This window comes from Aeromonas sp. S2(2024), from assembly GCF_041402505.1.
GTDB lineage: Bacteria > Pseudomonadota > Gammaproteobacteria > Enterobacterales > Aeromonadaceae > Aeromonas > Aeromonas media.
The window spans coordinates 389,572-415,722 of record NZ_JBGLRL010000001.1 but is presented as its reverse complement, the minus strand read 5'-3'; the positions used below and the strand labels follow the sequence as shown (position 1 = coordinate 415,722).

Genomic DNA, 26,151 nt, shown 5'->3' with positions numbered 1-26,151 from the left:
TGGGTTCCTCAGTTCAGCGCTTCAACTGGTTTAAACGTATTTTCCACCAGCGGCTTCGCATCCGCCTGCGGCACGTGGCACTGCAGGCAGAAGTAGCGGCGGGGGGACACTTCGCCAAGGGTCATGCCGTCACGGGTTTCGAAATGAGTGGGGCTTATCTTGGGCGCCTTCATCTTGCTGGCGTTCTTGAAGCTGTGACAGGCCAGGCACTTGTTGACCTTGTTGTCCACTTCATAGTTGCGGGTGTCGTGGGGGATCAGCGGGGGCTGATGCATGTACTGGCGATCGTAGAGGTCACCATCCTTGCGATAGTTCTTCATGGGAGCCGCATCTGCATCCGTGACCAGATCCGTACTCCCCCGCTCCGATTTTATCCCCCCCGTGCTGTTGGTGATCTCGGGGGTGGCTGCCATCAAGGAGCCCGCCATCAGGCAGGCCAGCATTGCTCCAATCAGCTTTTTCATTATTTGTTCTCCGACGTTTTCTCTGCCTTGACGGCAAAACCTGTAGTGATTTCGAAAACTTGCTCCGCGCAGACATCGATGCAACGGCCGCAGTTGGTACACTCCTGAGCCACAATCAAGGGCCCGTGACCGCGCCTGGCCCCGTGAACCGGGCCGCGCAGGATGGGACGCTCCGGGCAGACCGCATAACAATCCATGCAGTTGCTGCATCGCTCACGCCCCTTGGCAGAAATCTTGATAAATCCGACCCGATTGACCAGGGCATAGAAGGCCCCCACCGGGCAGAGATGACCACACCAGCCCCGCTCCACCACGAACAGATCGAACAGGAACAGGGCCACCAGCAGACCCCAGCCCGCCCCCATGCCAAACAGCAGGCCGCGCATGGTAAGCGACACCGGATTGACCAGCTCCCACACCAGCACGCCCGTAATGGCGGGCGCCACCAGCACCATGGCCAGCAGCCAGTAGCGGGTGTTGCGGTTGAACTGGCCGTTGCCCTTGAGCCCAAGTCGGGCCCTGGCCCAGGCGGCTGCATCCGTGACCAGGTTGACCGGGCAGACCCAGGAGCAGAACACCCGCCCCCCGACCAGCCAGTACCCCAGCAGCACCAAGCCTGCCCCGAGCCACAGTGTGGTGATGGGCCAATGGCCCGCCGCCACCGACTGCAGCAGGGTCAGGGGATCCGAGAGCGGTACCGTCTCCAGCAACAGCGAGCTGGAGAGGTTGCCCTTGAGGATCCAGATGCCCGCCAGCGGCCCCAGCAGGAAGAGCCCCAGCACGCCGAACTGGCTCAGACGGCGCAGCAGCAGGAAGCGATGGGCACGCCACCAGCCCAGCCTGGCGCTGGCCTCGGCCCCCGGATAACGACTCATAGCCCCTCCGGTTTGCGGGTGGGCAGGGTGAGTCGCTCACCGATGAGGGACTTGCCCGCCTTGGCCTTCTCTTCCCAGCCAAGCCGGTAGTGATGACCCAGCTCACCCTTGGCGAGCTGACGGGGCACCACCTTGATGGCCGCCGTCTCCAGCACGCAGGCGTGCTCGCACTTGCCGCAGCCGGTGCAGACATCGCTGTGCACCGTGGGCAGGAACATGGCGTGCTTGCCGGTCCGCTGGTTGTGCTGCAGATCCAGGGTGATTGCCTTGTCGATGAGCGGGCAGACTCGGTAGCAGACGTCGCAGCGCAGCCCCAGGTAGTTGAGGCAGGTCTCGTGATCGATGAGCACCGCCACCCCCATCCGCGCCTGATCGATGTCGGTCATGGTCTGATCCAGCGCCCCGCTCGGACAGGCCACCACACAGGGGATGTCGTCACACATCTCGCAAGGAACGCTGCGCGCCTCGAAATAGGGGGTGCCCGTGGTCACGGGATCCAGCAGCCGGGCGAGCTTGAGGGTGTCGTAGGGGCAGGCTTCGACGCAGAGCCCGCAGCGCACGCAGGCACCAAGGAAGTCTGCCTCCCCCAGTGCCGCCGGCGGCCGCAGAGCCTGGGCGGGCACCGCCTGCGCCTGCTGGCGCGCCACCGAGCCCAGACCCACACCCAGGAGGCCCACGGAGCAGGCCCCCTTGGCAAGGTCGGCCAGGAACTGGCGACGGCTGCGACTCATCCCCCGGCCCGCCTTACGCCTTCATGACCTTGACGGCGCACTTCTTGTAATCCGTCTCTTTGGAGAGCGGATCCGTGGCGTCCAGGGTCAGCTTGTTGACCAACTGGCTCGCATCGAAGAAGGGCATGAACACCAGGCCTTTGGGCGGACGGTTGCGGCCGCGGGTCTCGACCCGGGTCTTCACCTCGCCACGGCGGGAGGAGACGATCACCTCTTCGCCACGGCGCACGCCGCGGGCCTTTGCATCTTCCGGGTGCATGAAGAGCACCGCATCCGGGAAGGCGCGATAGAGCTCGGGGACCCGGCGAGTCATGGTGCCGGTGTGCCAGTGCTCCAGCACGCGACCGGTGGAGAGCCACATGTCGTACTCTTTATCCGGTGCCTCGGCGGCCGGCTCATAGGGCAGCGCGAAGATCACCGCACGGCCATCGGGCTTGCCGTAGAATTTCACCCCCTCCCCCGCCTTCACATAAGGGTCAAACCCTTCGCGATAGCGCCACAGGGTTTCCTTGCCGTCCACCACGGGCCAGCGCAGGCCACGGGCCTCGTGATACTGATCAAACGGTGCCAGATCGTGGCCGTGGCCGCGACCGAAGGAGGCGTACTCCTCGAACAACCCCTTCTGCACGTAGAAGCCGAAGTGTTCCGCCTCGTCGTTCAGCGCCCCCTTGCTCTGCTCTTTCGGGAACTGGTTGACCTGCCCGTTGGCGTAGAGCACCTCGAACAGGGTCTTGCCCTTCACTTCCGGCATCTTGGCAATCAGCTCAGCCGGCCACACCTCTTCCACGGTGAAGCGCTTGGAAAACTCCATCAGCTGCCACAGATCGGACTTGGCCCCTTCTGGCGCCTTCACCTGCTGGTGCCAGAACTGGGTGCGGCGCTCGGCGTTGCCATAGGCACCCTCTTTTTCCACCCACATGGCGGTGGGCAGGATGAGGTCAGCCGCTTGCGCGGTCACTGTCGGGTAAGGGTCGGAGACCACGATGAAGTTGGCCGGGTTGCGATAACCGGGCAATCCCTCCTCGTTCATGTTGGGGCCGGCCTGCATGTTGTTGTTGCACATCACCCAGTAGGCGTTGAGCTTGCCGTCTTTGAGCATGCGGTTTTGCAGCACGGCGTGATAACCCACCTGCTCGGGAATGGTGCCTTCCGGCAGCTTCCAGATCTTCTCGGCGATGGCGCGGTGCTTGGGATCGGTCACCACCATGTCGGCCGGCAGACGGTGGGCGAAGGTGCCCACTTCCCGCGCCGTGCCGCACGCAGACGGCTGGCCGGTCAGGGAGAAGGGACCCGAGCCCGGAGTGGAGATCTTGCCGGTCAGCAGATGGATGTTGTAGCAGAGGTTGTTTGCCCAGACGCCACGGGTGTGCTGGTTGAAGCCCATGGTCCAGTAGGAGACCACCTTCTTGTCCGGATCGGCATAGATCTGGGCCAGCTTTTCCAGCTTGTCTTTGGAGACGCCGGAGAGCTTGGCTACCGACTCGACGTCATAATCCGCCACGAACTTCGCGAAGTCGTCGAAGCTCATGGGGGTCGAGTCGCCGCTGTCGGGGTTCTTGGCCTTCTGCTGCGTCGGGTGAGTCGGACGCAGGCCATAGCCGATGTCGGTGACGCCCTTGCGGAACTGGGTGTGCTTGTTGACGAAGTCCCAGTTCACCTTGTCGTTCTGGATGATGTAGTTGGCGATGTAGTTGAGGATCGCCAAGTCGGTCTGGGGCGTGAACACCATGCCGTTGTCCGCCAACTCGAAGCTGCGGTGCTCGAAGGTGGAGAGCACGTGCACCTGCACATCCGGGTTGGAGAGGCGGCGATCGGACATCCGCGACCAGAGGATGGGGTGCATCTCGGCCATGTTGGAGCCCCAGAGCACGAAGGCGTCGGCCTGCTCGATGTCGTCATAGCAGCCCATGGGCTCATCCATGCCGAAGGTACGCATGAAACCGACCACGGCGGAGGCCATGCAGTGACGGGCGTTGGGATCCAGGTTGTTGGTGCGCAGGCCCGCCTTCATCAGCTTGGCGGCGGCATAACCTTCCCAGACGGTCCACTGGCCGGAGCCGAACATGCCGACCGCGGTCGGTCCCTTCTCCTTGAGGGTGGCCTTGAACTTCTCGGCCATGATGTCGAACGCCTGATCCCAGCTGATGGGGGCGAAGTCGCCATTCTTGTCGAACTTGCCATTGGTCATGCGCAGCATGGGCTGGGTCAGGCGATCCTCGCCGTACATGATCTTGGACAGGAAGTAGCCCTTGATGCAGTTGAGGCCACGGTTGACCGGCGCATCGGGATCGCCCTGGGTCGCCACGACACGCCCGGCCTGGGAGCCCACCAGCACGGAGCAGCCGGTGCCGCAAAAGCGGCAGGGCGCCTTGTCCCAGGTGATGGCAGTCTTGTCGGTGCTGGTAATAAGGTTCGCCGCCAGGGTGGGGGCACTGACTCCGGCCACGGCAGCGGCTGCCGCCACCGCATTGGCCTTCATAAAGTCGCGTCGACTCAGCTTCATGACATATCCTCGCATTGCTTAATCACATCAATGACAGCCATTGTCACGAGCCGCGCTGGCTCAGCGTCATGGCGCTTTATTGCTTTCATCGGGCATCGCAAACCGCGCGGCCCCAGCCTCATGGCGCTATTCCCTGCCCTCGGCTTCGACTTCATCAAACTGGTGGTAAATCAGGGCGGCGGAGAGCACGCCCGGCATGGCATTGATCGCATCGATGGCCGCCATGATGGGGCGCTGGCTGGGCCCTTCCAGGGTCACCACCAGCTTGCCTTCGTCGCTGACGGCATGGATCTCGGCCCCATCCAGGGCCGCAATCTGCTCTGCGAGCTGGTGGCGCAAGGGGGGCTGGGTCAGTACCACCAGGCTGGATACGTGGAACTCTTCTCGGGTCATATGGTTGTTTTCCAACTTGCTCATCCCTTGCTTCATGTGGACGATCCCTGATGGGGGGCGCCCACCCTGATACTGCCGACCGGACAATCCGCCACGCAGGCACCACAGCCATTGCACGACTCGGTATGGATGCTGGGGGTGGGTACTCGCCCCAGCTGAGGAGAAAAACGGATGGCCTGCTGCTCGCAGCTGTCCTGACAGCGCTGGCAGAAGACCTGGGCACTGGCCAGGCAACCGGCTTCGATGTGAGCCACATAGTCCCAGGGCGTCTGGGTCGTCGGCCTGAACACAGGCACCTGGCAGGCGCTGACGCATTCACCACAGAAGGTGCACTCGCCACGCTGGAAATCCACCGTCGGGAAGCCGCCGTCCCCCTTGATCAGGATCTGTTCCGGGCAGGCCGTCAGGCAGTCGCCACACCGGGTGCAATCGGCCACGAAGTCGGCCCAGGAGACAGACCAGGGCAGCTGCACCTCGGGTCTGGGCGCACTCAGTCGTCCTCGAAACAGACTGCGGCGTGACAGATTGACCCCATCAGGCATATCAATTCCTCTTCACAGGACAGAATTCGAGCACGGAACCAGTGACTGGCATTTTCAATACCAATTATAAGCGTGGGTGTATATTGCGACTCTCACAAGTCCAGTGATATACCACCAGGGAGATAAACAGGGGGGATTATTGCGCTGGATCAAACCCTTGGCGCAACAAGGCAGGAAAGGGGCAAGATAAATTACCCCTATATGAGGATTGCTTATTAATCGATGGCTATTTTGCTCTGACGGTGAGCACTCAGCCGCCGATGGAGGCGAGATGGGGGGTCATGCCGGCATTGCCCTCGTGCAGACGGTGGGTGGCGGCCTTGCCGGTAAGCGCCTGGCGGATCCGCAGTTGCAGAGCTTCCTGCTGACTGTCGTCGCTGAGCAGATCCCGCAGCTCCACCCCGTTGTCACCGAACAGACAGAGGTGCAACTTGCCCACGGAGGAAACCCGCAGCCGATTGCAACCGGCGCAGAAGTCCTTGCTGTAGGGCATGATGAGCCCGACGCCCCCCTGTGACTCGGGATGCATGAACACCTGGGCCGGGCCGTCGTCCACCGCGCGCAATTGCTGGATCCAGCCATTGCCAAGCAGTTGCTCCTTGATGAGCTCGCCACTGGTGTGGTGGTCGCGAAACAGGTTGTCCATCTCCCCGGTCTGCATCAACTCGATGAAGCGCAGCTCGATGGGCTTGTGCCTGATCCAGGCCAGAAACTGATCCAGCTGCTGATCGTTGAGCCCCTTGAGCAGCACCGCATTGATCTTCACCGACTTGAAGCCGGCGGCCAGTGCCGCCTCTATTCCCTCCATCACCTCCGCCAGCTTGTTCTCACCGGTGATCTGGTGAAACTGGCGTGGATCCAGGCTGTCGACACTGACATTGAGGGCATTGAGTCCGGCATCGAACCACTCCTGGGCGCGCTCCTTCAAACGATAGCCGTTGGTAGTCATGGCCACCTTCTCGATGCCGGGGGTATTGGCCACGGTCTCTATGATGGCGGTAAAGTCACGGCGCAGTGAGGGTTCCCCACCGGTCAGGCGCACCTTGCGGGTGCCCATGGCGGCGAAGCCAGAGACGATGCGGCGGATCTCCTCCAGGGAGAGAAACGACTTGCGCCCCTCCTTGTTCCCATCCGGGGGGCGATAACCGTCCGGCAAACAGTAGGTACAACGGAAATTGCACACATCGGTAATAGACAGGCGCAAATAGTAAAAACGACGGGAAAAACCATCTTCAAGTGGCAACATAAACACCTTTCCAAATACGGGAGGCCAGGGCATTTCTTTCCTGACCCTTTCAGCTCGAACGACGGCTGACGGCGTTTTCCCCCTATCTCAATGACTTAGGCAAAAACGCTCGGAGTTCATCTAGTTTTTCGATGCTAGCACAAGTTGGAGTACACTCCCATGCTACTTTGTGGGGTCTTTGTCTGATCTGAAGGAAGCCAATCGGCATGGGAAAGTGGTTCAAAGTACACTCGGTCAGCAGCGCCATCGGCCGCTCCATGGTGCTGATCCTGTTCATGGCCAGCCTGATCGCCGTGGTGGCCATGGTCACCCTCTTCTATTCGGTGCCCGACGCCAAGGCGATCAACCTGTCGGGATCATTGCGGATGCAGGCCTATCGCATGGCCTACGAAATCGAGAAGGATCAGGCCGTCCTCGGCCGGCTCGACCAGTTCGAACAGACACTGCACGCCTCCGAGTTGCAGGAGACCCAGCGCTGGATCACCCCCGCCTCCTTGCGCCGTACCTATGGCGAGGTGCTGCTGCAATGGCAGATGATGCGCGAGCACATCGAGAACGCCACCCCCAGCCGCTACACCGACAACACCGAGCAGTTCGTCGCCGCCATCGATGACTTCGTCAACCAGATGCAGTATCACGTGGAGTTCAAGGTGCGCATGCTGGCGCTGGCGGAGGGGCTGGGCTTGCTCTCCATCATCACCATCGCCTGGTTCACGGTGCGTTTCACCCGCCAGCAGGTGGTTGCCCCCCTCAATCAGCTGGTCCATTGCGCACGCCAGATCCAGCGCCAGGAGTTCGACCTGACCCTGCCCCCCCACTGCGAAAACGAGTTGGGGGAACTGTCCGGCGCCTTCGCCACCATGGCGGACGAGCTCGGCAAGCTCTATCGGGAGCTGGAGAGCAAGGTGGAAGAGAAAACCGCCAAGCTACAGCAGGCGAACGACACCCTCTCCTTCCTCTATTCCACCGCCCAGAAGCTGCATGCGGCGCCGCTGAGCCGCCGTACCCTGCAGAAATTGCTGGAGCGGGCCGCCGCTCATCAGCACATCGACTACATCAGGCTGACCCGCTTCGAGCACAATGCCATGCCGGTCTACATCACCGGGCGCAAGGGCTGGCCCGGAGACCTGGATGCCGTGGTGAGCTTCTATCTGCAGATGGATGATGAGGAGTACGGCCGGCTCGACATGATAAGCGCTCACCCCATCGACGAGCGGCTGATGAAGAACTTCTCCATGCTGCTGGCCCAGGTGCTGCACAAGGATCAGACCTTGCTGCAACACCAGCGCCTGCTGCTGATGGAGGAGCGTGCCGTCATCGCCCGCGAGCTGCACGACTCGCTGGCCCAGGCGCTCTCCTACCTCAAGATCCAGTCCACCCTGCTCAAGCGCTCCGTCGCCAAGGGGGATAATGGCAAGGCCAAAGCCGCCATGGAGCAGATAGACGAAGGGCTCAGCAATGCCTATACCCAGTTGCGCGAGCTGCTCGGTACCTTCCGCCTCAGCATCGGCGACGCCAATCTCGGCGAAGCCATCGGCGTCATGCTGGAGCAGCTCAAGCCCCAGACACGGGCCGAGATCCGGCTCCAATACGGACTGACTGATACGGATCTCGAGGCGGGGCAGCACATACACATCCTGCAACTGATCCGTGAGGCAGTGCTCAATGCCATCAAACATGCCTGTGCCCAGCGCATTGACGTTAGCTGTGAGACCCTGGCTGATGGTAACATCCAAGTTCAGATTGCAGATGATGGTGTCGGAATAGGGGGCGCAAGCTCGGCGGTGAATCACTACGGTCTCAGCATCATGAACGAGCGTGCCAGCAAGTTGCACGGTCAGTTGACCATCAGTGAACCGTCTTCCGGGGGCACCCGTGTACACCTAACTTTTCCCACCAGCCTAACAAGAGACGCCTGATGGACGAGATGAAATATAGTGTTCTGGTCGTAGATGACCATCCCCTGATGCGCAAAGGCATTGTGCAACTGCTGGAGCTGGAAGATAACATCGAAGTGATAGGTGAGGCTTCTAACGGCACTGACGCCGTGGCCATGGCCAAGGAGTCCGAACCGGACCTTATCCTGCTCGATCTCAACATGAAGGGCTTGTCCGGCCTCGATACCCTCAAGGCCCTGCGCGCCGAAGAGGTCACCTCCCGGGTCGTGATCCTGACCGTCTCCGACGCCCGTCAGGACGTGGTTGCCCTGCTCAAGGCAGGCGCCGATGGTTACCTGCTCAAGGACACCGAGCCTGACATGCTGCTCGGTCAGCTGGCCGATGTCATGACCGGCAAACAGATCCTGAGCGAGCCCCTGCGTCCCTATCTGGAAAACATCTATGAGCTGGACCATCTGCAACAGAAGCTGGAAAGCCTGACCCGCCGAGAGATGCAGATCATGCGCGAGATTGCCAAGGGTCTTTCCAACAAGCAGGTCGCCTCCGTGCTCCACATCTCGGAAGGCACCGTCAAGGTGCACGTCAAGAGCCTGCTGAAGAAGCTCGAGGCCCAGAGCCGGGTGGAAGCCGCCGTCATGTACCTGGAGCAGCGCAACTAGACTCCCATGTTGTCCTCCCACTCATGCCAGCCAAGGCCCCGTCATTTCGGGGCTTTTTGCTGGATACAGCACTGCCCCAGCCTAACAGAATGTCATCGGCTCCACTCTCGCAACTTATTGAGAAAATGCATTATTATGTTTGGGAGACGACGCATGGAGGGTGCACGGCATGACACCGGAACAGATCGAACTGGTACAAAGGGCATGGGGCAGGGTCACCGCATTGAACAACACCTATGTTCAGGAGGTGTATACAGAGCTGTTCCGGCTGTCACCTGACTTGATCAACCTCTTTCCCGATCCTGCGGGAATGCCGGTCACCAAGGTGTCTGAGACCCTGAACACGGTGATCACCAGCCTGGAGCAGCTGGATGCCCTGGGTTTCATCATCCGGGATCTCGGCAGACGGCATCGACAGTTCAACGTGCAGTCACACCAGTTCGGCCTGTTGAAACAGGCATTGACCCTGGTGCTGGCAAGACGGCTGGGAGAGCACTTCACACCGACGCTGTCTGAGGCCTGGTCACAGATGTACGACGAGATCGCCGCCCTGATGCTGGAAGGGCTCGGTCAGCACACCCCATCCGTCGTCTAGCCGTTTCTGCCATCTCGTCTGACAGATCCTGCCGCTGAAGATGGATGGCAGATGCGCATTTTGCAGGAGAGTCATTTGCAATATGCGAACGATGCCCCATTCTGCAGATGGGGCATGTACGAGCCCCTATAAACTCGCCTGAATCCCTCTCTGACGAGTCCCATCCCTGTCCTTAGAGCATATTCTAATATATTGATTATTAATGAATATTTAAATTTTCTTCATCATTTCTCTACCGAGCCTCCATTTTACTCGTGCTCTGGCACAGTCACTGCATTGTCATATTCAGATGCAACTTATCGGAGGATGGAACATGAAACTTCAACACTTGGCACTGTTCCCCTTGCCCTCACACATACTGCCGGGCGGGAAACTCCCCTTGCGTCTGTTTGAGCCTCGCCACCTGCAGATGCTCAAGGAGTCCTTCATCGATGATCGGGGCTTTGGCATCGTGATGGAAGAGAGCACCAGCACGGGCACATGCGGGCGTATCCTGCCAGTCGGCACTCGCGTCAAGGTGACAGATTTCTATACGCTCAACGATGGTCTGCTCGGGGTCACCGTGCTCGGTCTGGAACGTTTCTGCATCCACGAAATGGAAACGGATGAATCCGGATTGCGCCACGCTCAGGTGGAAACCCTGCCCAACTGGCCGAGCGCGCACTCGGACTTCAGCGACAAGCAGCTGGTCAGCAGATTGCAGGAAGTATTTGAACAATATCCAGAACTGGATGAGCTCTACCCGGACAAGCAGTTCGACGACGCGGCCTGGCTCTGTCAGCGCTGGCTCGAGATCCTGCCCATGCCGATCTATGAGAAACAGATGTTGATTGCCAAACAGAACAGTGAAGCGGCGCGCCAGTTCCTGCGCCGACTGATCGCACAGTGAGTCAGAGAGTGAGTCAATACGTGATTTGCAAAACGCGAATATCCTGACCAGAAATTCTTACAATGAAAAGATGGAATTCGCAATTTGCAATCACCGGTGGCGATAACAACAGATAACTCCGCTACCAGCCGCAAATAACAGGTCATGAAAAGTTGGCACGACTTTTTCATACAAGACCGTACAACCCGATTTATCCCGTGCTCTCTTCAGTATTTGCTGAAGAATTGGTCAACCACCAGGTTGACCATTTTTTTTACCCAAAATCTGGCTATGGAAGCCGGCAATGGCGCAGCAAACAACTGCGCAGCCGGGCCAGGCTGATGGGTTTGGCCAGAAAATCGTTCATCCCCTGGGCCAGACAACGCGCCCTGTCCTCCGTCATGGCATTGGCCGTCAGCGCCACTATGGGAACCTCGCACCCCATGGATCGCAAGCGGCGGGTTGCTTCCAGCCCGTCCATCTGCGGCATTCGCATATCCATCAGGATGAGGTCCGGTCGCCGCTCACCGACCTGTGCCAGCGCCTCCAGGCCATTGCTTGCAAGCCTCACCCGACACACCAGCTTTTGCAGCATGAGCGACACCACCAGCTGATTGACCGGGCTGTCCTCCACCACCAGCACATCCAGATCCAGCATGGAGAGCCCCTGGGTGGCGGGGCTGACTGCCTCGATGCAGGGTGAGGCCATTCCGGGCAACTCGAACCAGAAGCAGCTGCCCTGCCCCGGGGTGCTCTGCAGGCGGATGTCCCCCCCCATGAGTTGCACCAGCCGCCGGCAGATGGCCAGCCCAAGCCCGGAGCCGGAGAAACGACGGCTGGCCGAGCTGTCGACCTGATAGAACGGTTCGAACAGCAGCGCCTGATCCTCCGGGGATATGCCAATCCCGGTGTCGCTGACCGACACCCTCAGCCGCTCATCCTGCCATTCCAGCGCGAGCCGCACGCTGCCGGCGGCGGTAAATTTCACCGCATTGCCGAGCAGATTGCCAATCACCTGGGACAGGCGGACCGCGTCCCCCTGCAGGTGAGACGGCACTTGCTCATCCAGCTGCCAATGCAGCGCTATGCCCTTGGCTCGGGCCTGCGCCTGCAGCGGCTCCACCAGCGCCCGGCACAGCTCGGCGGGTTGAAAAGGCTCGCAGTGCAGGGCCAGGGTATGGGATTCAATCTTCGAGAAGTCGAGTACATCGTCGATGATGGTCTGCAGCAGATGGGCAGAGTGGGTGGCGTGACCGAGCAGGGTCTGTTGGGGGGTCTCGAGCCGACCGTGCTGCAGCAGATCCAGCATCCCCAGCACCGCATTCATGGGGGAGCGGATCTCGTGGGTCATCATGGCCAGGAACTGGGACTTGGCACGGTTGGCACTCTCGGCCTCATCCCGCGCCCGCGCCAGCTCCTGCTCGCGGCGGATCTGGCTGCCAATCTCCCGCGCCGTGCCACGATAGCCGATGAAGGTGCCGCTGGCATCATGACAAGGCTCGGCATTGATCTCCATCCAGCAGGGTCCGCTGGCCAGCGTCACCTGGGCGCGCATCGCCCGCACCGGCAGATGGTGAGCGATCTGGTGCTGATACTTGCACCAGGCGGGATCCTGCTTGTCGTGGGCAAAGTCATAGAGGCTGCGCCCCGCCTGGCGGACCAGCGCCTCCCCCTGATAACCGGGGGCAGAGACATAGCTCAGCCTGTGCTCGGGATCCGTCTCCCAGAACCAGTCGGACGCCATGGCGGCAAAGCTGCGAAAGCGCTGCTCGCTTGCTTGAAGCGCCAGGGTCTTGAGGTCGACCTGCTCCTGCAGGCGCGCCCGATAGGCAATGTTGACCAGCGCCTGGGAGATGAGCGGGCGACAACGCTGCATCGCCGCCTTGCTCTGAAGATCGAAGGTGCCCGCGGTACTGTGCCGGCAGATGAGCACCCCGGAAAAGCCCGGCGCCTGCAGCCCCGTCATCATGACGCTGGCCCAACCCGCCGCCCCCGCCAGAGCAGCCAGCTCGGGCAACTGGGCCGGATCATAGATGACCAGGGTTTCCCCGGCGATGGCGCGGGAGAAGAGCGGCGTCAGCGGCCAGATGCGGCCGACCTCCCCGAGTTGGGTGCTCAGATGCGTGGTGCCGCGCGAGCTTTCCCAGGCGACCACGTCAGCCTGTTCGAAGCCGATAAAGGGCTTGAGCGCCAGGATGAGGCTGTCCAGTACCTGCTCCAGGCTCTGAGCCTGTGCCAGTGTCGCCACCCCGCACAGCAGGGCCTGCGACTCCTGACGGTATCTGGCCTCCCGCTCCCGGCAACGCATCAGCTCCACCAGCGTGGTTTGCAGCTTGTCACCCAGGGTTTCGAGTTCACTATTGCCTATCATCTTGTTTCCAGCACCGTGTCAGCTCTCGAGGAAGATTACGCTCGACACCATGAGGTTGCCATGGGCCAGCTCACCGTGGGGCAATCGCCCCTGCTCGCCGAAGGTAAATGGCGTGATAAAGGGGATCTCCCCCAGCCGTTGACTGAAGTGACCGACGACATCGCTGAGTGAGTCCCCCAGCGCCAGACGGCAGCCCGCGCAGAACACCACCAGGGCACCGATGGGTTGCAGGTTCCCCGCCATCCCGTATTCGGGTTCGATGCGCACCGCATTCAGGCTGCGCTGAAGCAAGCCTTCCTGGCTGCTGTACATCAGTTGCAGGCGCTCCCCCAGCCGGGTTTCGGTAAACAGACGCAACCCTTCCCGCGCCGTGACAGCATCGGGGTGGGAGAGCTTGTAGTAAGGCATCTCATCGAGCGTCCCGACCTGCCGGGCCAGCGGGGAGAGGGTCGTCTCCCGCAAAATGGGGCCCACCGGCCAGGGGACCTGGCGTTCTGTCCAGCGGGCGTAGACCCGGGCCGCCGGTTCATTGTCTATGGTCAGTACCTCGCGCCCCTCCAGCGCGGTAATGACGCCATGGCGCTCGGTGGGCACATAACCGGAGTGGAACTGGAAGGCCAACTGGCAATCGGGATAGAGCACCGCCACCACGCAGCCCTGCGTCCCTTCCCCCTCATCCCAGCACAGTTGCCACTCGCCGGTGACCCCGTCGTCAGCCGCCGACCCGCCGACGACGGGAACCGTCGCCCCGAACTCGGCATCTATGCCCGCCAGCACAGCCTCTTCCTGCCCCGGGCTGGTGTGCAGCAAGATGAGTTGCGGCAACTCGCCGGGACGCCCACCATCTGCAATTGCGCGGCGCAGCAACTGGCGCACATCCAGCTTATCCCCTGCCTGGCCGGCTACGCCGTAGGCCCCCTTGTCGTCATAGAGGGCCGCCACCGCGAGACTCCAGCCCAGCAGGCCATGATGGCCAGTCTGGGTCAGGATACCGCCACAGGAGCTGCACCCGATGAGCCGGACATCGGGAAAGCGGGACTTGAGTACACGGCGCAGTACCGCGGCATCGTGAGCTTGGGTAAAATAAACCAGCAACAGCGACGGGGAATGGGGTGATTGAGCGAGCAGCCGTTCAACTATCTGTTGGGCGGCCAGCGGGGTCGTCTCGGCAAGGGAGTGAGCCGTCAGGAAGTTCAACACCATCTCCTAGTGGTATGCGATGCTCTGGCATCAAGCAAAAATCATACCTTTATCAAATAATTACCTGGTCATGCGGACTAGCATGATACTCACTGGCCCACACAGGATGACGGCATGTGGCAGAAAAATATCAATGACTTTGAGCGGGTCGTCGCCATCGGCGGTGGACACGGCATGGGTCGGGTGCTCTCTTCTCTCTCGTTTTTAGGCACTCGGCTGACGGGCATTGTCACCACGACCGATAATGGCGGCTCCACCGGACGCCTGCGCAAGAGCCAGGAGTGCATCGCCTGGGGCGATCTGCGCAACTGCCTGAATCAGCTGGTGACCGAACCCAGCATCGGCAGCCGACTGTTCGAATATCGCTTCACGGGGCGCGGCGAGCTGGCGGGTCACAACCTCGGCAACCTGATGCTGCTGGCACTCGACAATCTCTGCGTCCGTCCCCTGGATGCCATCCGGCTCATCAGCGACATGCTGAACATCGAGCCCAGCCTGCTGCCCATGTCCGAACATCCCACCGATCTGTGTGCCCACACCGTCTGTGGCGATCAGATCCTGGGGGAGGTTTCCATCGATCAGCTCACCACACCGCCACGGGCCCTGAGCCTGAACCCGGTTGTACCTGCCACCCGTGAGGCGATCGATGCCCTGCACCAGGCCGACATGATCATTCTGGGGCCCGGCAGCTTCCTCACCTCCATCATGCCGCCCCTGTTGCTAAACGAGGTAGCCGAGGCGATCCGCGGCAGCGGTGCCATCGTCGTCTTCATCAGCAATCTGGTGGCCGAAAACGGGCCAGCTGGCAAGCTGACACTGTCCCACCAGCATCGCTGGCTGGAAGAGCGGATCGGCCAGGGTCGGATCGATGCCATCCTGGCCCCCGAAGGCCTTGGGGCTCCCGAGCTGCAGCATTGCCTGGTTCAGGCCAGTCTGGGTGAGGCGGCCCTGCCCCATCGCCACGATCGCCTCAAGCTTCGACAGGCGCTGGATGCAGTGATCCTGAGCTGGTACGCAGAGCGTGACAAGGCGGGCTAAGCCGCCAATGCGGCCTAGTGATACTGGGCCAAATGGGAGAATACCTGCGGCAGGGAGTGTTCGAGCTGTTCGAGCAGGCGACCGGCCTCCTCCGCATCTTCCCGGCGACAGGCGAGCTCCAGCGCCATGACCTGACGATAGCTGGGCTCGGCACCGTAACTGCCACAAGAGGACTTCATGCTGTGGGCAAGGCGGGCCAGGGCGGTCCAGTCCCGCTGATCAAAGAGCGGCCTGAGCTGGGCAAGTTGCCCGCCCACCTCCTCGACGAACACCGAGATGACGACCGGCATCATGTCGTGACCTATGTCATCTGCCAGTTGCCGCAGCACTTTCTGATCCAGCCACTCCATCTTCTGTTCCCTATGATGGTATTCAAACAGACCACAATATAGCCGACCCGCACACCGGCTGTCATCCACTCTCCGGTGAGACTCGAGCGAAGTGCCTTGCCGCCATCAGAGTGTGAGCCAGTTCAAGTTATCAACACCCAGCCACAGGCAGGAAAGAGATAAATGTTGCCGTAAAATTAACAATAACGTAACAATGAAAGCCATGAGAATGATGCGGCTCAGCAACACCTCTCTCATCCCTTTTTGCCTGTATGGCTGCTGCGAAGAACCAGGGTAGGATTCTACCCTGGTATTTTTTATTTACGGGTCAGCAGCTTGGCTGCATTGCCGTATTCCAGCTCACCCAGCCTGAACAGGCAGAATTCCCCGGGCACCATCTTTACCCAGCTCTCGTTGCCGGTGAGCGGGCGGGTGGCTATCAGCGTCACCACGTCATTCGGAGTGGTCTCGCTCTGGAAGTCGATGGCCACGTCTTCATCCAGCAGACGGGCCTCGCCAAAGGGCGCCCTGCGGGTCAGCCAGTAGAGGTTGTTGCTGCAATAGGTCATCACGAACTCCCCATCCGACAGCAACATGTTGAATACCCCGAGTCCACGCAGCTCGTCGCACAGGGTCGCGAGATAGCGGAACATGGCGGGGAAGTTCGCCGGACGCTTGGGGTATTTCTGCTCCAACCTGTCGAGCAGCCAGCAGAACGCGTGCTCGCTGTCAGTGTCCCCCACAGGACGGTGGCGCCCGGTCGGCAGCCTCTTGTAGCCGGTCAGCTGGCCGTTGTGGGCAAAGGTCCAGTAGCGTCCCCACAGCTCGCGGGTGAAGGGATGGGTGTTTTCCAGCGACACGCATCCCCGGTTGGCCTGCCGGATATGGCTGACCACGGCGCGGCTCTTGATGGGCAACGCCTGCACCAGCTTGGCGATGGGTGACTGGGCACTGGGTTCGGGATCCTTGAAGGTGCGAAAGCCTCGCCCCTCGTAGAAGGTGATTCCCCAGCCATCCTTGTGGGGGCCCGTCTTGCCGCCCCGCAGCATCAGCCCGGTAAAGCTGAAGCAGATGTCGGTCGGCACATTGGCGCTCATGCCGAGCAGTTCGCACATGTCCAGTCCACTCCCTGAATTAATTGATCATCTTTGCGTCAATCAGCGAACTCAAGCTGGATACGAGGCGCCAGGATCGGTCATTGGCCCCCCGGCTGCCCCACCCGCCCTCTCTGATTACTTGGCCATCTCTTTTTCGACCAGCTGGATCAGGATGTGAATGACCTTGATGTGCACTTCCTGGATGCGGTCGGCATAGCCGAAGTGCGGCACCCGGATCTCAACATCGGCCAGGCCTGCCATCTTGCCACCGTCCTTGCCGGTCAGGGCGATGACCTTCATGCCTTTGGCGCGGGCAGCCTCGATGGCTTTGAGGATATTGCCGGAATTGCCGCTGGTGGAGATGCCGAGCAGCACGTCGCCACGACGGCCGACCGCTTCCACGTAGCGGGAGAAGACATAGTCATAGCCAAAGTCGTTGGAGACGCAGGAGAGGTGGCTGGGATCGGAAATGGCGATGCCGGCATAGCCAGGGCGGTTCTCGCGATAGCGGCCGGTCAGCTCTTCGGCAAAGTGCATGGCGTCGCAGTGGGAACCGCCGTTACCGCAGGAGAGCACCTTGCCCTCTTCCTTGAAAGAGTCAGCCAGCAGTTTGGCGGCCGCCTCTATGTTCTTCAGATTTTGCTCATCGGCCAGAAAGGCCTGGAGCACGCCGGCAGCTTCGGTCAGTTCATTGCGGATAAGTTCTTGGTACATGGCGTCTGATGTCTCTTTGTATCGTCCAACATAGGGTTCTGCATTGTCGCACAAGCCAATCCAGTCGTCGCCCCCCTGCCCGCCAAGATGCGGCCTGCAGTACGTTAGGGCGATCACGGTGTCAAGGTAACAAGCTTGTAAACACCTTGATAATTTTGTGCGTATGAATTACAACAGGGACCACATCCAACAGGTCAGACCTCTGGATCAGTTAACCCACGTTTTCCCCAACTTCGGCAACTCATGCAAGGAGCGAAAAATGACGACGACCCTCACTCTGTTCGGGGTGATCCTGGTGATCGGCGCCATGGCTTACCGCCGGGCGTCACTGTTCACCGCCACGCTTGCCACGGCCGCCGCCCTGGTCGCCGGCGCCCTCTATGGCCATGTGCCCCTGCTGGTGTGGGTGCTGTTCGCGGTGATCGCCATCCCGCTCAACCTGGTGGAGTTTCGTCGCAACCAGCTGACCAAACCCCTGTTCAAGATCTACAAGTCCATCATGCCGGAGATGTCTCGCACCGAGAAGGAAGCCATCGAGGCGGGCACCACCTGGTGGGAAGCGGATCTGTTTGCCGGCAATCCGAACTGGAAGAAACTGCACGCCATTCCGGTGAGCACCCTCTCCGCCGAAGAGCAAGCCTTCATGGATGGCCCGGTTGAAGAAGTGTGCCGCATGGTCAACGACTGGGAAGTGACCCACGAGCGGGCCGATCTTTCTCCCGAGGTGTGGCAGTACCTGAAGGACCACAAGTTCTTCGCCATGATCATCAAGAAGAAGTACGGCGGCCTGGAGTTCTCCGCCTACGCCCAGTCCTGCGTGCTGCAAAAGCTGTGCGGCGCCAGCGCCGTGCTCGCCTCCACCGTCGGCGTGCCCAATTCCCTGGGGCCGGGCGAGCTGCTGCAGCACTACGGCACTGACGAGCAGAAAGACCACTACCTGCCGCGCCTGGCCGTCGGCAAGGAGATCCCCTGCTTCGCCCTGACCAGCCCGGAAGCGGGCTCGGATGCGGGCTCCATTCCCGACTTCGGCGTCGTCTGCAAGGGCGAATGGGAAGGGGAAGAGGTGCTCGGCATGCGCCTGACCTGGAACAAGCGTTACATCACCTTGGCCCCTATCGCGACTGTGCTGGGGCTGGCCTTCAAGCTGCGCGACCCGGATCACCTGCTGGGTGAGGAAGAGGAGCTTGGCATCACCTGTGCCCTGATCCCCACCGACATCAAGGGCGTAGAGATAGGCCGCCGTCACTTCCCCCTCAACGTACCGTTCCAGAACGGACCGACCCAGGGCAAGGATGTGTTCGTGCCGCTCGACTTCATCATCGGCGGCCCGGCCATGGCCGGCCAGGGCTGGCGCATGCTGGTGGAGTGCCTGTCGGTCGGTCGCGGCATCACCCTGCCCTCCAACAGCACCGGCGGCGTCAAGATGCTGGCCCTGGCGAGCGGTGCCTACAGCCGCATCCGCCGCCAGTTCAAGCTGCCCATCGGCAAGATGGAAGGCATCGAAGAGCCGCTGGCACGTCTCGGTGGCAACGCCTACATCATGGGCGCTGCCGCCAAGCTGACGGTGACCGGCATCGATCTGGGCGAGAAGCCGTCCGTCATCTCCGCCATCGTCAAGTACCACCTCACCGATCGTGCCCAGAAGTGCATCATAGATGCCATGGACATCCACGGCGGCAAGGCCATCTGCATGGGCCCAAACAACTATCTGGCCCGCGGTTATCAGGGTGCGCCCATTGCGGTCACGGTTGAAGGGGCCAACATCCTGACCCGCAGCATGATCATCTACGGTCAGGGCGCCATCCGCTGCCACCCTTATGTGCTGCCGGAGATGCTGGCCGCCAGCCATCCCGACAAGGAGCAGGCGCTGAAGGATTTCGACAAGGCGGTGTTCAGCCACGTCGGCTTTGCCATCAGCAACCTGGTGCGCAGCTTCTGGCTGGGCATCACCGGCGCCCGCTTCGCCTCAGCCCCCTACAGGGATCAGACCAAAGGCTACTATCAGCAGCTCTCGCGCCTCAGCGCCAACCTGGCCTTCCTGTCCGACATGGCGATGGGCACCCTGGGTGGCGAGCTCAAGCGCAAGGAGCGGGTCTCCGCCCGCCTCGGCGACGTGCTGAGCCAGCTCTATCTCGCCTCCAGCGCCCTCAAGCGTTATCAGGACGAGGGGCACCAGCAGGCCGACCTGCCGCTGCTGCACTGGGCACTGCAAGACGCCCTGTTCAAAGCACAGGAAGCCATCGACGAGTTGCTGCGCAACTTCCCGAACCGCTGGATTGGCCTGGCCCTGCGCGTCATCGTATTGCCGCTGGGTCGCGACATGAAGCGTCCCTCCGACAAGCTGGACAGCCAGGTTGCCCGTCTGCTGCAGACCCCGAGCGCCACCCGCGACCGTCTGGCCGAAGGGCAGTACCTCACCCGCGAGGAGGGCAACCCCTTCGGGTTGCTGGAACAGGCCCTCGATGACGTGCTGACCGCCGAGCCGCTGTTTGACAAGGTGTGCAAGGCAGAGGGCCGCAAGCGTCCCTTCACTCAGCTCGACAAGGTGGCAGACGCCGGCCTGGCCCTTGGCGTCATCAACCAGACCGAGGCCGACCTGCTGCACCGTGCCGAAGAGAGCCGCCTGCGCACCATCAACGTCGATGACTTCGACCCCATCGACCTGGTGGCCAACAAGGCGCTGTTTGAAGCGTCGGCCTATCACAGGGCAGCCTGATGCCATGAATGCCAAAACGCCTCCCTCCCGGAGGCGTTTTTCATGGTGCGATCAGCCCGATAGAGACTGGAGAAAGAAGATAAACCGATGGGATCATATTTTGGATATCTATCCGTTTCCTATCTTGAATGAAGCGGTTAAGGTAGGCACAGGATCACACACAGGATTGCGTAATGGATGATCAAATCCTGATTATTGACGATGACGATCTTCCCCAAACAGCAGAGCGACCCGCCGGCTGGAAGGTGATGATAGTGGACGACGAACCCGAAGTGCACCGCATCACCAAGATCACCCTGAACAAGTTCGAGTTCGACGGCAAGCCCATCGATTTTCTGCACGCCTATTCCGCCACCGAAGCCAAGGCGCTGCTCGCCACCACCCCGGATGTTGCCCTGCTGCTGCTCGATGTCGTCATGGAAGCCGATCACGCCGGTCTGGAAGTGGTCAAGTTCGTGCGTGATGAACTGCAAAACAAGATGGTGCGCATCGTGCTGCGAACCGGCCAACCCGGTCAGGCGCCGGAAGATGACGTCGTCACCAACTACGACATCAACGACTACAAAGACAAGACGGAGCTCACCTCCCAGAAGCTACGCACCCTGCTGCGCGCCAGCCTGCGATCCTACCGGGACATTCGCACCCTGGAGAGCAATCGCCAGGGGCTGGAGAAGGTCATCGAAGCCTCCAAGGGGATCTTCGAACAACGGGCACTGCGCCAATTCGTCGAAGGGGCGCAGACCCAGCTCAGCGCCCTGCTCAATCTGGAAGAGTCCCAGATCTACGACGTGAAGCATCTGGCCTACGAGGTACGGGATCAGGTGCTGGAACCGCTGCTCAGCGAGGGCCCGGCCCTGCGCCTCAGTGAGGCGCCAGCCATACTGCGCTGCGCCATGGACAAGGGTGCCAACGTCTACGACGGCAACCAGATGGTGCTCTATTGCCAGAACCCCCGTCACCACCTGCTGTTCCACATCGAGACCACTCGCCCCCTCAGCCAGATGGATACCGGCCTGCTCAGCCTGTTCACCGAGAACATCATAGTGGCGCTGGAGAACATCCGGCTCAACGAGGTCATCGGCGACAATCAGCGCGAGATCATCTACCGCATCGGCGAGCTGGTGGAGAGCCGCTCCAAGGAGTCCGGCCTGCACGTCAAGCGGGTGGCACTCTACACCGAGCTGTTCTGCCAGTTGCTGGGCATGAACGAAGACAGGTGCGAGCTCATCAAGCGCGCCTCTCCCCTGCACGACATCGGCAAGGTGGGGATCCCGGATGCCATCCTGCACAAGCCGGGCAAGCTCACCCCCGAGGAGTGGGAGATCATGAAGACCCACGCCCAGCTGGGGCAGGACATGCTCTCCGGCAGCGATCTCGCGCTGTTCCAGATAGGGGCCACCATAGCCGGTAACCATCACGAGAAGTGGAACGGCACCGGCTACCCCCGCGGACTTAAAGGGGATGCCATCCCATTGGAGGGGCGCATAGTCGCGCTGGCGGATGTGTTCGATGCCCTGGGCTCGGATCGCCGCTACAAGCAGGCCTGGCCACTGGACCAGGTGCTGGCGCTGATCAGAGCAGAGAAGGGAGAGCACTTCGATCCCCTGCTGGTGGATCTGATGCTGGCCAACCTCGAGAAGTTCCTCGAGATCCGCGAACAGTACAAGGACATCTATATCGGCGCCCACTGAGATAGGGGTGTTCAGCGAGCAGCCACCTCGCCATCATGAAGAAGCCGCCCACAGGGCGGCTTCTTTGCATTGAGCGCGAGCTACTGCTCTGGCAGATTGAGATCCAGTTTGGGAGCCGGGGGGACGACCTCGCTCTGCGCCTTCTGGGCCGCCATCGCCTTGTGCAGGGTGCGGCGTTTTTGCAGCAGGATGAAGCCACCCGCCCCCAGCAGGAGCAGCAGCAGGCCGCCGCCTCCCAGAGCCCAGGGCAACCAGACCGGGCTCTCCCGCTCCTCAAACTTGGCTTGAGTCGGTACCGCCGCCGAAGTGGGAGATGCCGCTGAAGGGGTGGGCGCCGGTGGCGGCATGATGGTGAACGACTTGACCGGCAGTTGCAGTTGCACCTCGCGGCCGAGTCGGGTGGTGCCAAACAGGGTCGCCTCTACCTTGTACTGGCCTGCCGCCTTGAGGGCGGAGAGATCGACGCCTAGGCGGGGCTCGGTTGCCACTGCATTGAAGGCCATGCTGCCCCCTGCGCTGTCGATGGCCTTGCCCTGGATCACCACTGAGGCCGGCTCCAGCTCGTCGGCATCGATGAGCAAAGAGAGCCTGGCCCCAATGTCACCGGAAGGGGCATCCAGGGTGTAGCTCAGCGGCCAGGGGAAGAGCAGCACCTGCTGGGACTGGGCACGGGAGAACACCTGATTGCCGCTGCTGTAGAGGGCGCGATACTTGCCTGCCGGCACGTCCAGCACCGCCTCGGCGGTCAGGACGCCATCCCCGGGCACCTCGTCGAGCCCCTTGCCATCATCCAGATAGTGTCCGAGGGTCTCCTCGACGATGGGCTCCCCACTCTGGGCCGCATCGTTGAACTGCTGCAGCTTCACCGTCATGCCGAGATCGGAGAGGTAGTAGCCCGCCCCCGGCGCCGCCCCGTCGATCAGCAGCCGGGATTGCAGCTTGACCCGCTCCCCTTGATAGAGACGAGTCGGCAGCGACTCGCTCTCGAGCCGGATGTCGCTGAGCAGGCGCACCCGGTTGTCGGGGTCCACCTCGCCGATGGCCTGCCAGGGGCCCGGCATGGGGTTGCGCACCGTGATGAGATCCTGATCCTTGAGGGCAAGCCAACCCACCTCCGGCGGCGTGACCTTGCCCACATAGAGCTTGCTGCCATCGGGCCGCACCAGGATCACCGACGGCGTGCCCGGCTTGCGCTTGATGATGAAGGTGATCTCCTTCACGCCGTAATCGATGCGAAAGCGGTTGTCGAGCAGTGGGATGTCGGAGGGGGCAAACACCTCGTTGGCCATGCCGGAGAGGGAGGTCAGCAGCAGCAGCCCTCCCCAGAGCGAACTCATTGCCGCCACAGGCAGGCTCCCCCTTTCTTCTGCACCAGATCCAGCCTGGCCTCATGAATGGCGACCACCTCGTCGCTGGCGCGCACCACCTTGAGGGGGGCACGGTTGCTCTCCAGTCGGCGGATCCCGGTGTCCTGGTTGCTGTCATTCTCGTTGCTCTCGCTGGCCAGATTGAGCTTGGTCTGGCCACCCGTCATCAGCAGGTAGACGTCCGCCAGGATCTCCGCATCGAGCAAGGCCCCGTGCAGGGTACGGTGGGAGTTGTCGATGCCGTAGCGATCGCACAGCACATCCAGGTTGTTGCGCTTGCCGGGGAAGAGGTCCCGCGCCATCGCCAGGGTATCCGTGATACTGCAGATGTCCGCCGTCTTGAAGTCGAGGCCGAGCTTGCCGAACTCATAGTCCATGAAGCTCACGTCAAAGGGGGCGTTGTGGGCGATGATCTCGGCACCGCGGATGAAGGCGATGAAGTCGTCGGCTATCTGGCTGAAGGAGGGCTTGTCCGCCAGGAAGGCATCGGTGATGCCGTGCACCGCGATGGCCTCGGGGTCCACCAGCCGATCCGGTTTGATATAGACATGGAAATGGTTGCCGGTCAGTTTGCGGTTGATCACCTCCACACAGCCGATCTCGATGATGCGGTGCCCGAGGTAGACGGGGCCGCCTGCCGTGTTCATGCCTGTGGTTTCAGTATCCAGAATGATCTGGCGATTCAGTTGGGGTGTGCTCATGATCGAATCCATGTCAAACTTCGGTTTTATTCGCTAGTTTACCCCAAGACCCATGCTAAAAAAGATTGATTTGTATACGGATGGTTCCTGCCTCGGCAATCCTGGCCCCGGTGGTTATGGCGCCGTCATGGTTTATGGCAAGCACCGCAAGGAGTTGGCTGGGGGCTATCGGCTGACCACCAACAACCGGATGGAGCTGATGGCCGCCATCATGGGACTGCGCACCCTGAACGAACCCTGCCAGGTACGCCTGACCACAGACAGCCAGTATGTGCGCCAGGGAATCACCCAGTGGATCATCGGCTGGAAGAAGAAAGGCTGGATGACATCCAACCGCCAACCGGTCAAGAACGTCGATCTCTGGCAGGCGCTGGACGCGGAAGTGGCGCGCCACCAGATCGAATGGCTCTGGGTCAAGGGCCACTCCGGCCACCCGGAGAACGAACGTTGTGACGTACTGGCCCGGGATGCCGCCAGCGGCAAACAGCTCGCCGAAGACACGGGCTACCAGCCCTGAGATGCCGAAGCATCTCTATAAATGAAGGGAACAGCCAGCGATCTGTCGTGGCATCCTCGTTACCAACCCTGGCGCGCCATACCAGGCGCCGCCATCGACTCCGGCAGGCGCCAGCGACGGCGCACCGGGGTGACGGGGAAACGCCGCTTGCGGGCGGCTATCACATAGACAGAGGCAAAAGCTCTGCAGTAATCCCGCCCCAGGCTCTCCCGCCACCAGCCGATCCGGCTCTGCTTCCCCATGAAGGAGAAACCGAAGCGCTCGTCAAACATCACCTCGCACCCCAGCAGTTGCAACCAGTCGGTCACCCGGGCCGGGGTGAACATGCGCGCCGACCAGGGCAGGTGTTGTCGCATGAAGGGCAGGTAATGACCCAGGCCGACCAGGCTGGTGGGGTTGTAGCCGCTGACGATGAGCCAGCCGTCATCGGTCAGCACCCGCTCAGCCTCGCGCAGCACCTGGTGGGGATCCGGTGAAAAGTCGAGGCAATGGGCGAGCAGGCAGGCATCCACACTGGCGGTGCGGATCGGCAAGGCAAGGGGATCCCCCTTGATATCCAGCAGACGCCCGCCGGGGGCGACACCTAGCTGGTGGCGAATAGTGGAGCTGCCGCAGGAGAGCTCGGCGCTCAGGGCGCCAATTTTCAGCAGATGGTAGCCAAACAGATGAGGGCACCAGTTGTCGAGCCGCTCCTGGAGCTCGGCCGCCACCCAGTCCCCCATGGGCAGTGCCGACCAGCTGGTCGGGATCGCGATCTGTTGTTCGGTACGTGCCAGCTGCATAATGGGACCAATCCGGGGTGCGAATGCCATCTTGTTATATAAGATCCCTTCCACAAAGAGAACACAAAGAGAAGCCGACCCATGTATACCGTCATCACAGTTCCCGCCTTCAGCGACAACTACATCTGGTTGATCCGACACGAAAATCACTGCCTCGTCGTGGATCCGGGCGAGGCGGCCCCCGTGCTGGAGCGGCTCGAGACGCTCGGGCTTGAGCTCGATGCCATCCTGCTGACCCACCATCATCGCGACCATGTGGGCGGCGTCACGGATCTGCTGCATCATTTTCCTCACGCCCGCCTCTATGGCCCCAAGCATGACCCCATGCCGGCTCACCACGGCCAGTGGCTCGATGACGGGGATCAGATCAACTGGCACGGCCTGAGCCTGGATGTCCTCCACATCCCCGGCCATACCCTGGGCCACATCGCCTATCACGGCCATGGCATGCTGTTTTGTGGCGACACCCTCTTCAGTGCCGGCTGTGGCCGCCTGTTCGAAGGCAGCCCCGCACAGATGTACGCATCGCTACAACGGCTCGCGGCCCTGCCCGATGACACCCTCCTCTATTGCGCCCATGAATACACCCTCTCCAACCTGCGTTTCGCCCATGCGGTCGAGCCGGACAACCTGGCGATCCAGCGCCGGATCGGGGTGATCAGCAAGCTGCGTCAGCAGGGCCTGCCGAGTCTCCCCTCACGCCTGGGAGATGAGCGGCATTTCAATGTTTTTCTGCGCTGCAATGAGGACTCAGTGACATTTTCTGCTGAGAAATACGCCCTTAAATGCTTGGAAAATCCAGAGGATACCTTCACCGTGCTGAGGGGCTGGAAGGACGTTTTTTGAACAAACCT

24 protein-coding genes and 1 riboswitch are annotated in these 26,151 nt (G+C 61.3%); of the genes, 9 read left to right on the top strand and 15 right to left on the bottom strand.

Annotation, left to right across the window (positions count from 1 at the left end; translation table 11 throughout):
* Positions 1 to 8: 8 nt before the first annotated feature.
* The 7 genes from ACB039_RS01935 to moaA form a co-directional block, all read right to left on the bottom strand.
* Positions 9 to 464, bottom strand: coding sequence for a nitrate reductase cytochrome c-type subunit (locus ACB039_RS01935; RefSeq protein ID WP_041206124.1), 456 nt, complete (start codon positions 462 to 464; stop codon positions 9 to 11).
* On the bottom strand, positions 464 to 1,339 hold the full coding sequence (gene napH / locus ACB039_RS01930; RefSeq protein ID WP_371165013.1) for a quinol dehydrogenase ferredoxin subunit NapH: 876 nt from the start codon (positions 1,337 to 1,339) through the stop codon (positions 464 to 466). Before napH ends, ACB039_RS01935 begins: the two co-directional genes overlap by 1 nt.
* Complete coding sequence (napG, locus tag ACB039_RS01925; protein WP_371165012.1) at positions 1,336 to 2,070, bottom strand: ferredoxin-type protein NapG; 735 nt, start codon at positions 2,068 to 2,070, stop codon at positions 1,336 to 1,338. The genes napH and napG overlap by 4 nt, the downstream gene beginning before the upstream one ends.
* Before the next feature lie 13 nt (positions 2,071 to 2,083).
* On the bottom strand, positions 2,084 to 4,573 hold the full coding sequence (napA, locus tag ACB039_RS01920) for a nitrate reductase catalytic subunit NapA (RefSeq protein WP_171269545.1): 2,490 nt from the start codon (positions 4,571 to 4,573) through the stop codon (positions 2,084 to 2,086).
* Between the two features lie 126 nt (positions 4,574 to 4,699).
* Positions 4,700 to 4,990, bottom strand: coding sequence for a chaperone NapD (locus tag ACB039_RS01915; RefSeq protein ID WP_371165011.1), 291 nt, complete (start codon positions 4,988 to 4,990; stop codon positions 4,700 to 4,702).
* An 8-nt stretch (positions 4,991 to 4,998) separates the two neighbouring features.
* Complete coding sequence (gene napF / locus ACB039_RS01910; RefSeq protein WP_182785775.1) at positions 4,999 to 5,508, bottom strand: ferredoxin-type protein NapF; 510 nt, start codon at positions 5,506 to 5,508, stop codon at positions 4,999 to 5,001.
* A 250-nt stretch (positions 5,509 to 5,758) separates the two neighbouring features.
* Entirely contained in the window at positions 5,759 to 6,754 is a 996-nt protein-coding gene (gene moaA / locus ACB039_RS01905; protein WP_005325528.1) for a GTP 3',8-cyclase MoaA, read from the bottom strand.
* A riboswitch (molybdenum cofactor riboswitch) is annotated at positions 6,742 to 6,881 on the bottom strand. Its footprint overlaps the gene before it by 13 nt.
* A gap of 79 nt (positions 6,882 to 6,960) precedes the next feature.
* Here moaA and narQ point away from each other — a divergent pair.
* From narQ to ACB039_RS01885, 4 genes are all read left to right on the top strand, one after another.
* Positions 6,961 to 8,673 carry a nitrate/nitrite two-component system sensor histidine kinase NarQ gene (narQ, locus tag ACB039_RS01900; protein ID WP_043132876.1) on the top strand — a complete coding sequence of 571 codons (1,713 nt, stop codon included), beginning with the start codon at positions 6,961 to 6,963 and terminating at the stop codon, positions 8,671 to 8,673.
* The gene (gene narL, locus ACB039_RS01895; RefSeq protein ID WP_005325544.1) at positions 8,673 to 9,311 is read left to right on the top strand and encodes a two-component system response regulator NarL; all 639 of its coding nucleotides are present in this window, start codon (positions 8,673 to 8,675) and stop codon (positions 9,309 to 9,311) included. Before narQ ends, narL begins: the two co-directional genes overlap by 1 nt.
* Before the next feature lie 169 nt (positions 9,312 to 9,480).
* Entirely contained in the window at positions 9,481 to 9,906 is a 426-nt protein-coding gene (locus ACB039_RS01890) for a globin domain-containing protein (protein ID WP_171274119.1), read from the top strand.
* A gap of 313 nt (positions 9,907 to 10,219) precedes the next feature.
* Positions 10,220 to 10,795, top strand: a complete 576-nt coding sequence (locus ACB039_RS01885) for an LON peptidase substrate-binding domain-containing protein (protein ID WP_171269541.1) — start codon at positions 10,220 to 10,222, stop codon at positions 10,793 to 10,795.
* A 268-nt stretch (positions 10,796 to 11,063) separates the two neighbouring features.
* Here the strand turns inward: ACB039_RS01885 and ACB039_RS01880 are convergent, their stop codons facing one another.
* Together ACB039_RS01880 and ACB039_RS01875 are read right to left on the bottom strand one after the other, a co-directional pair.
* On the bottom strand, positions 11,064 to 13,145 hold the full coding sequence (locus tag ACB039_RS01880) for an ATP-binding protein (protein ID WP_317841156.1): 2,082 nt from the start codon (positions 13,143 to 13,145) through the stop codon (positions 11,064 to 11,066).
* An 18-nt stretch (positions 13,146 to 13,163) separates the two neighbouring features.
* Positions 13,164 to 14,348 carry an FIST signal transduction protein gene (locus ACB039_RS01875; protein ID WP_171274121.1) on the bottom strand — a complete coding sequence of 395 codons (1,185 nt, stop codon included), beginning with the start codon at positions 14,346 to 14,348 and terminating at the stop codon, positions 13,164 to 13,166.
* 111 nt (positions 14,349 to 14,459) lie between these two features.
* Here ACB039_RS01875 and yvcK point away from each other — a divergent pair, with 111 nt between their 5' ends.
* On the top strand, positions 14,460 to 15,383 hold the full coding sequence (yvcK, locus tag ACB039_RS01870; protein WP_171274122.1) for a uridine diphosphate-N-acetylglucosamine-binding protein YvcK: 924 nt from the start codon (positions 14,460 to 14,462) through the stop codon (positions 15,381 to 15,383).
* 14 nt (positions 15,384 to 15,397) lie between these two features.
* Here the strand turns inward: yvcK and ACB039_RS01865 are convergent, their stop codons facing one another.
* From ACB039_RS01865 to lpcA, 3 genes are all read right to left on the bottom strand, one after another.
* Positions 15,398 to 15,733, bottom strand: coding sequence for an Hpt domain-containing protein (locus tag ACB039_RS01865; RefSeq protein ID WP_005325550.1), 336 nt, complete (start codon positions 15,731 to 15,733; stop codon positions 15,398 to 15,400).
* A gap of 296 nt (positions 15,734 to 16,029) precedes the next feature.
* Positions 16,030 to 16,827 carry a class II glutamine amidotransferase gene (locus ACB039_RS01860; RefSeq protein WP_005325551.1) on the bottom strand — a complete coding sequence of 266 codons (798 nt, stop codon included), beginning with the start codon at positions 16,825 to 16,827 and terminating at the stop codon, positions 16,030 to 16,032.
* A 117-nt stretch (positions 16,828 to 16,944) separates the two neighbouring features.
* Positions 16,945 to 17,523, bottom strand: coding sequence for a D-sedoheptulose 7-phosphate isomerase (lpcA, locus tag ACB039_RS01855; protein ID WP_005325554.1), 579 nt, complete (start codon positions 17,521 to 17,523; stop codon positions 16,945 to 16,947).
* A gap of 259 nt (positions 17,524 to 17,782) precedes the next feature.
* On the opposite strand from lpcA, the gene fadE reads away from it, so the two are divergent.
* On the top strand, positions 17,783 to 20,239 hold the full coding sequence (gene fadE / locus ACB039_RS01850) for an acyl-CoA dehydrogenase FadE (protein WP_182785780.1): 2,457 nt from the start codon (positions 17,783 to 17,785) through the stop codon (positions 20,237 to 20,239).
* 173 nt (positions 20,240 to 20,412) lie between these two features.
* A complete protein-coding gene (locus ACB039_RS01845; RefSeq protein ID WP_371165010.1) occupies positions 20,413 to 21,930 on the top strand; it encodes an HD domain-containing phosphohydrolase in 1,518 nt (505 codons plus the stop codon).
* Between the two features lie 80 nt (positions 21,931 to 22,010).
* Here the strand turns inward: ACB039_RS01845 and ACB039_RS01840 are convergent, their stop codons facing one another.
* Both ACB039_RS01840 and dnaQ read right to left on the bottom strand, forming a co-directional pair.
* Positions 22,011 to 23,267 (bottom strand): TIGR03503 family protein, encoded by a 1,257-nt coding sequence (locus ACB039_RS01840; RefSeq protein ID WP_005325560.1) that lies wholly within the window; start codon positions 23,265 to 23,267, stop codon positions 22,011 to 22,013.
* The gene (gene dnaQ, locus ACB039_RS01835; RefSeq protein ID WP_171274123.1) at positions 23,264 to 23,998 is read right to left on the bottom strand and encodes a DNA polymerase III subunit epsilon; all 735 of its coding nucleotides are present in this window, start codon (positions 23,996 to 23,998) and stop codon (positions 23,264 to 23,266) included. Before dnaQ ends, ACB039_RS01840 begins: the two co-directional genes overlap by 4 nt.
* Before the next feature lie 52 nt (positions 23,999 to 24,050).
* On the opposite strand from dnaQ, the gene rnhA reads away from it, so the two are divergent.
* Positions 24,051 to 24,515, top strand: a complete 465-nt coding sequence (gene rnhA, locus ACB039_RS01830) for a ribonuclease HI (RefSeq protein ID WP_025326391.1) — start codon at positions 24,051 to 24,053, stop codon at positions 24,513 to 24,515.
* Between the two features lie 59 nt (positions 24,516 to 24,574).
* On the opposite strand, the gene ACB039_RS01825 is transcribed toward rnhA, so the two are convergent.
* The gene (locus ACB039_RS01825) at positions 24,575 to 25,297 is read right to left on the bottom strand and encodes a class I SAM-dependent methyltransferase (RefSeq protein WP_162519303.1); all 723 of its coding nucleotides are present in this window, start codon (positions 25,295 to 25,297) and stop codon (positions 24,575 to 24,577) included.
* An 81-nt stretch (positions 25,298 to 25,378) separates the two neighbouring features.
* On the opposite strand from ACB039_RS01825, the gene gloB reads away from it, so the two are divergent.
* A complete protein-coding gene (gene gloB, locus ACB039_RS01820) occupies positions 25,379 to 26,143 on the top strand; it encodes a hydroxyacylglutathione hydrolase (protein ID WP_171274124.1) in 765 nt (254 codons plus the stop codon).
* Positions 26,144 to 26,151 lie beyond the last annotated feature (8 nt).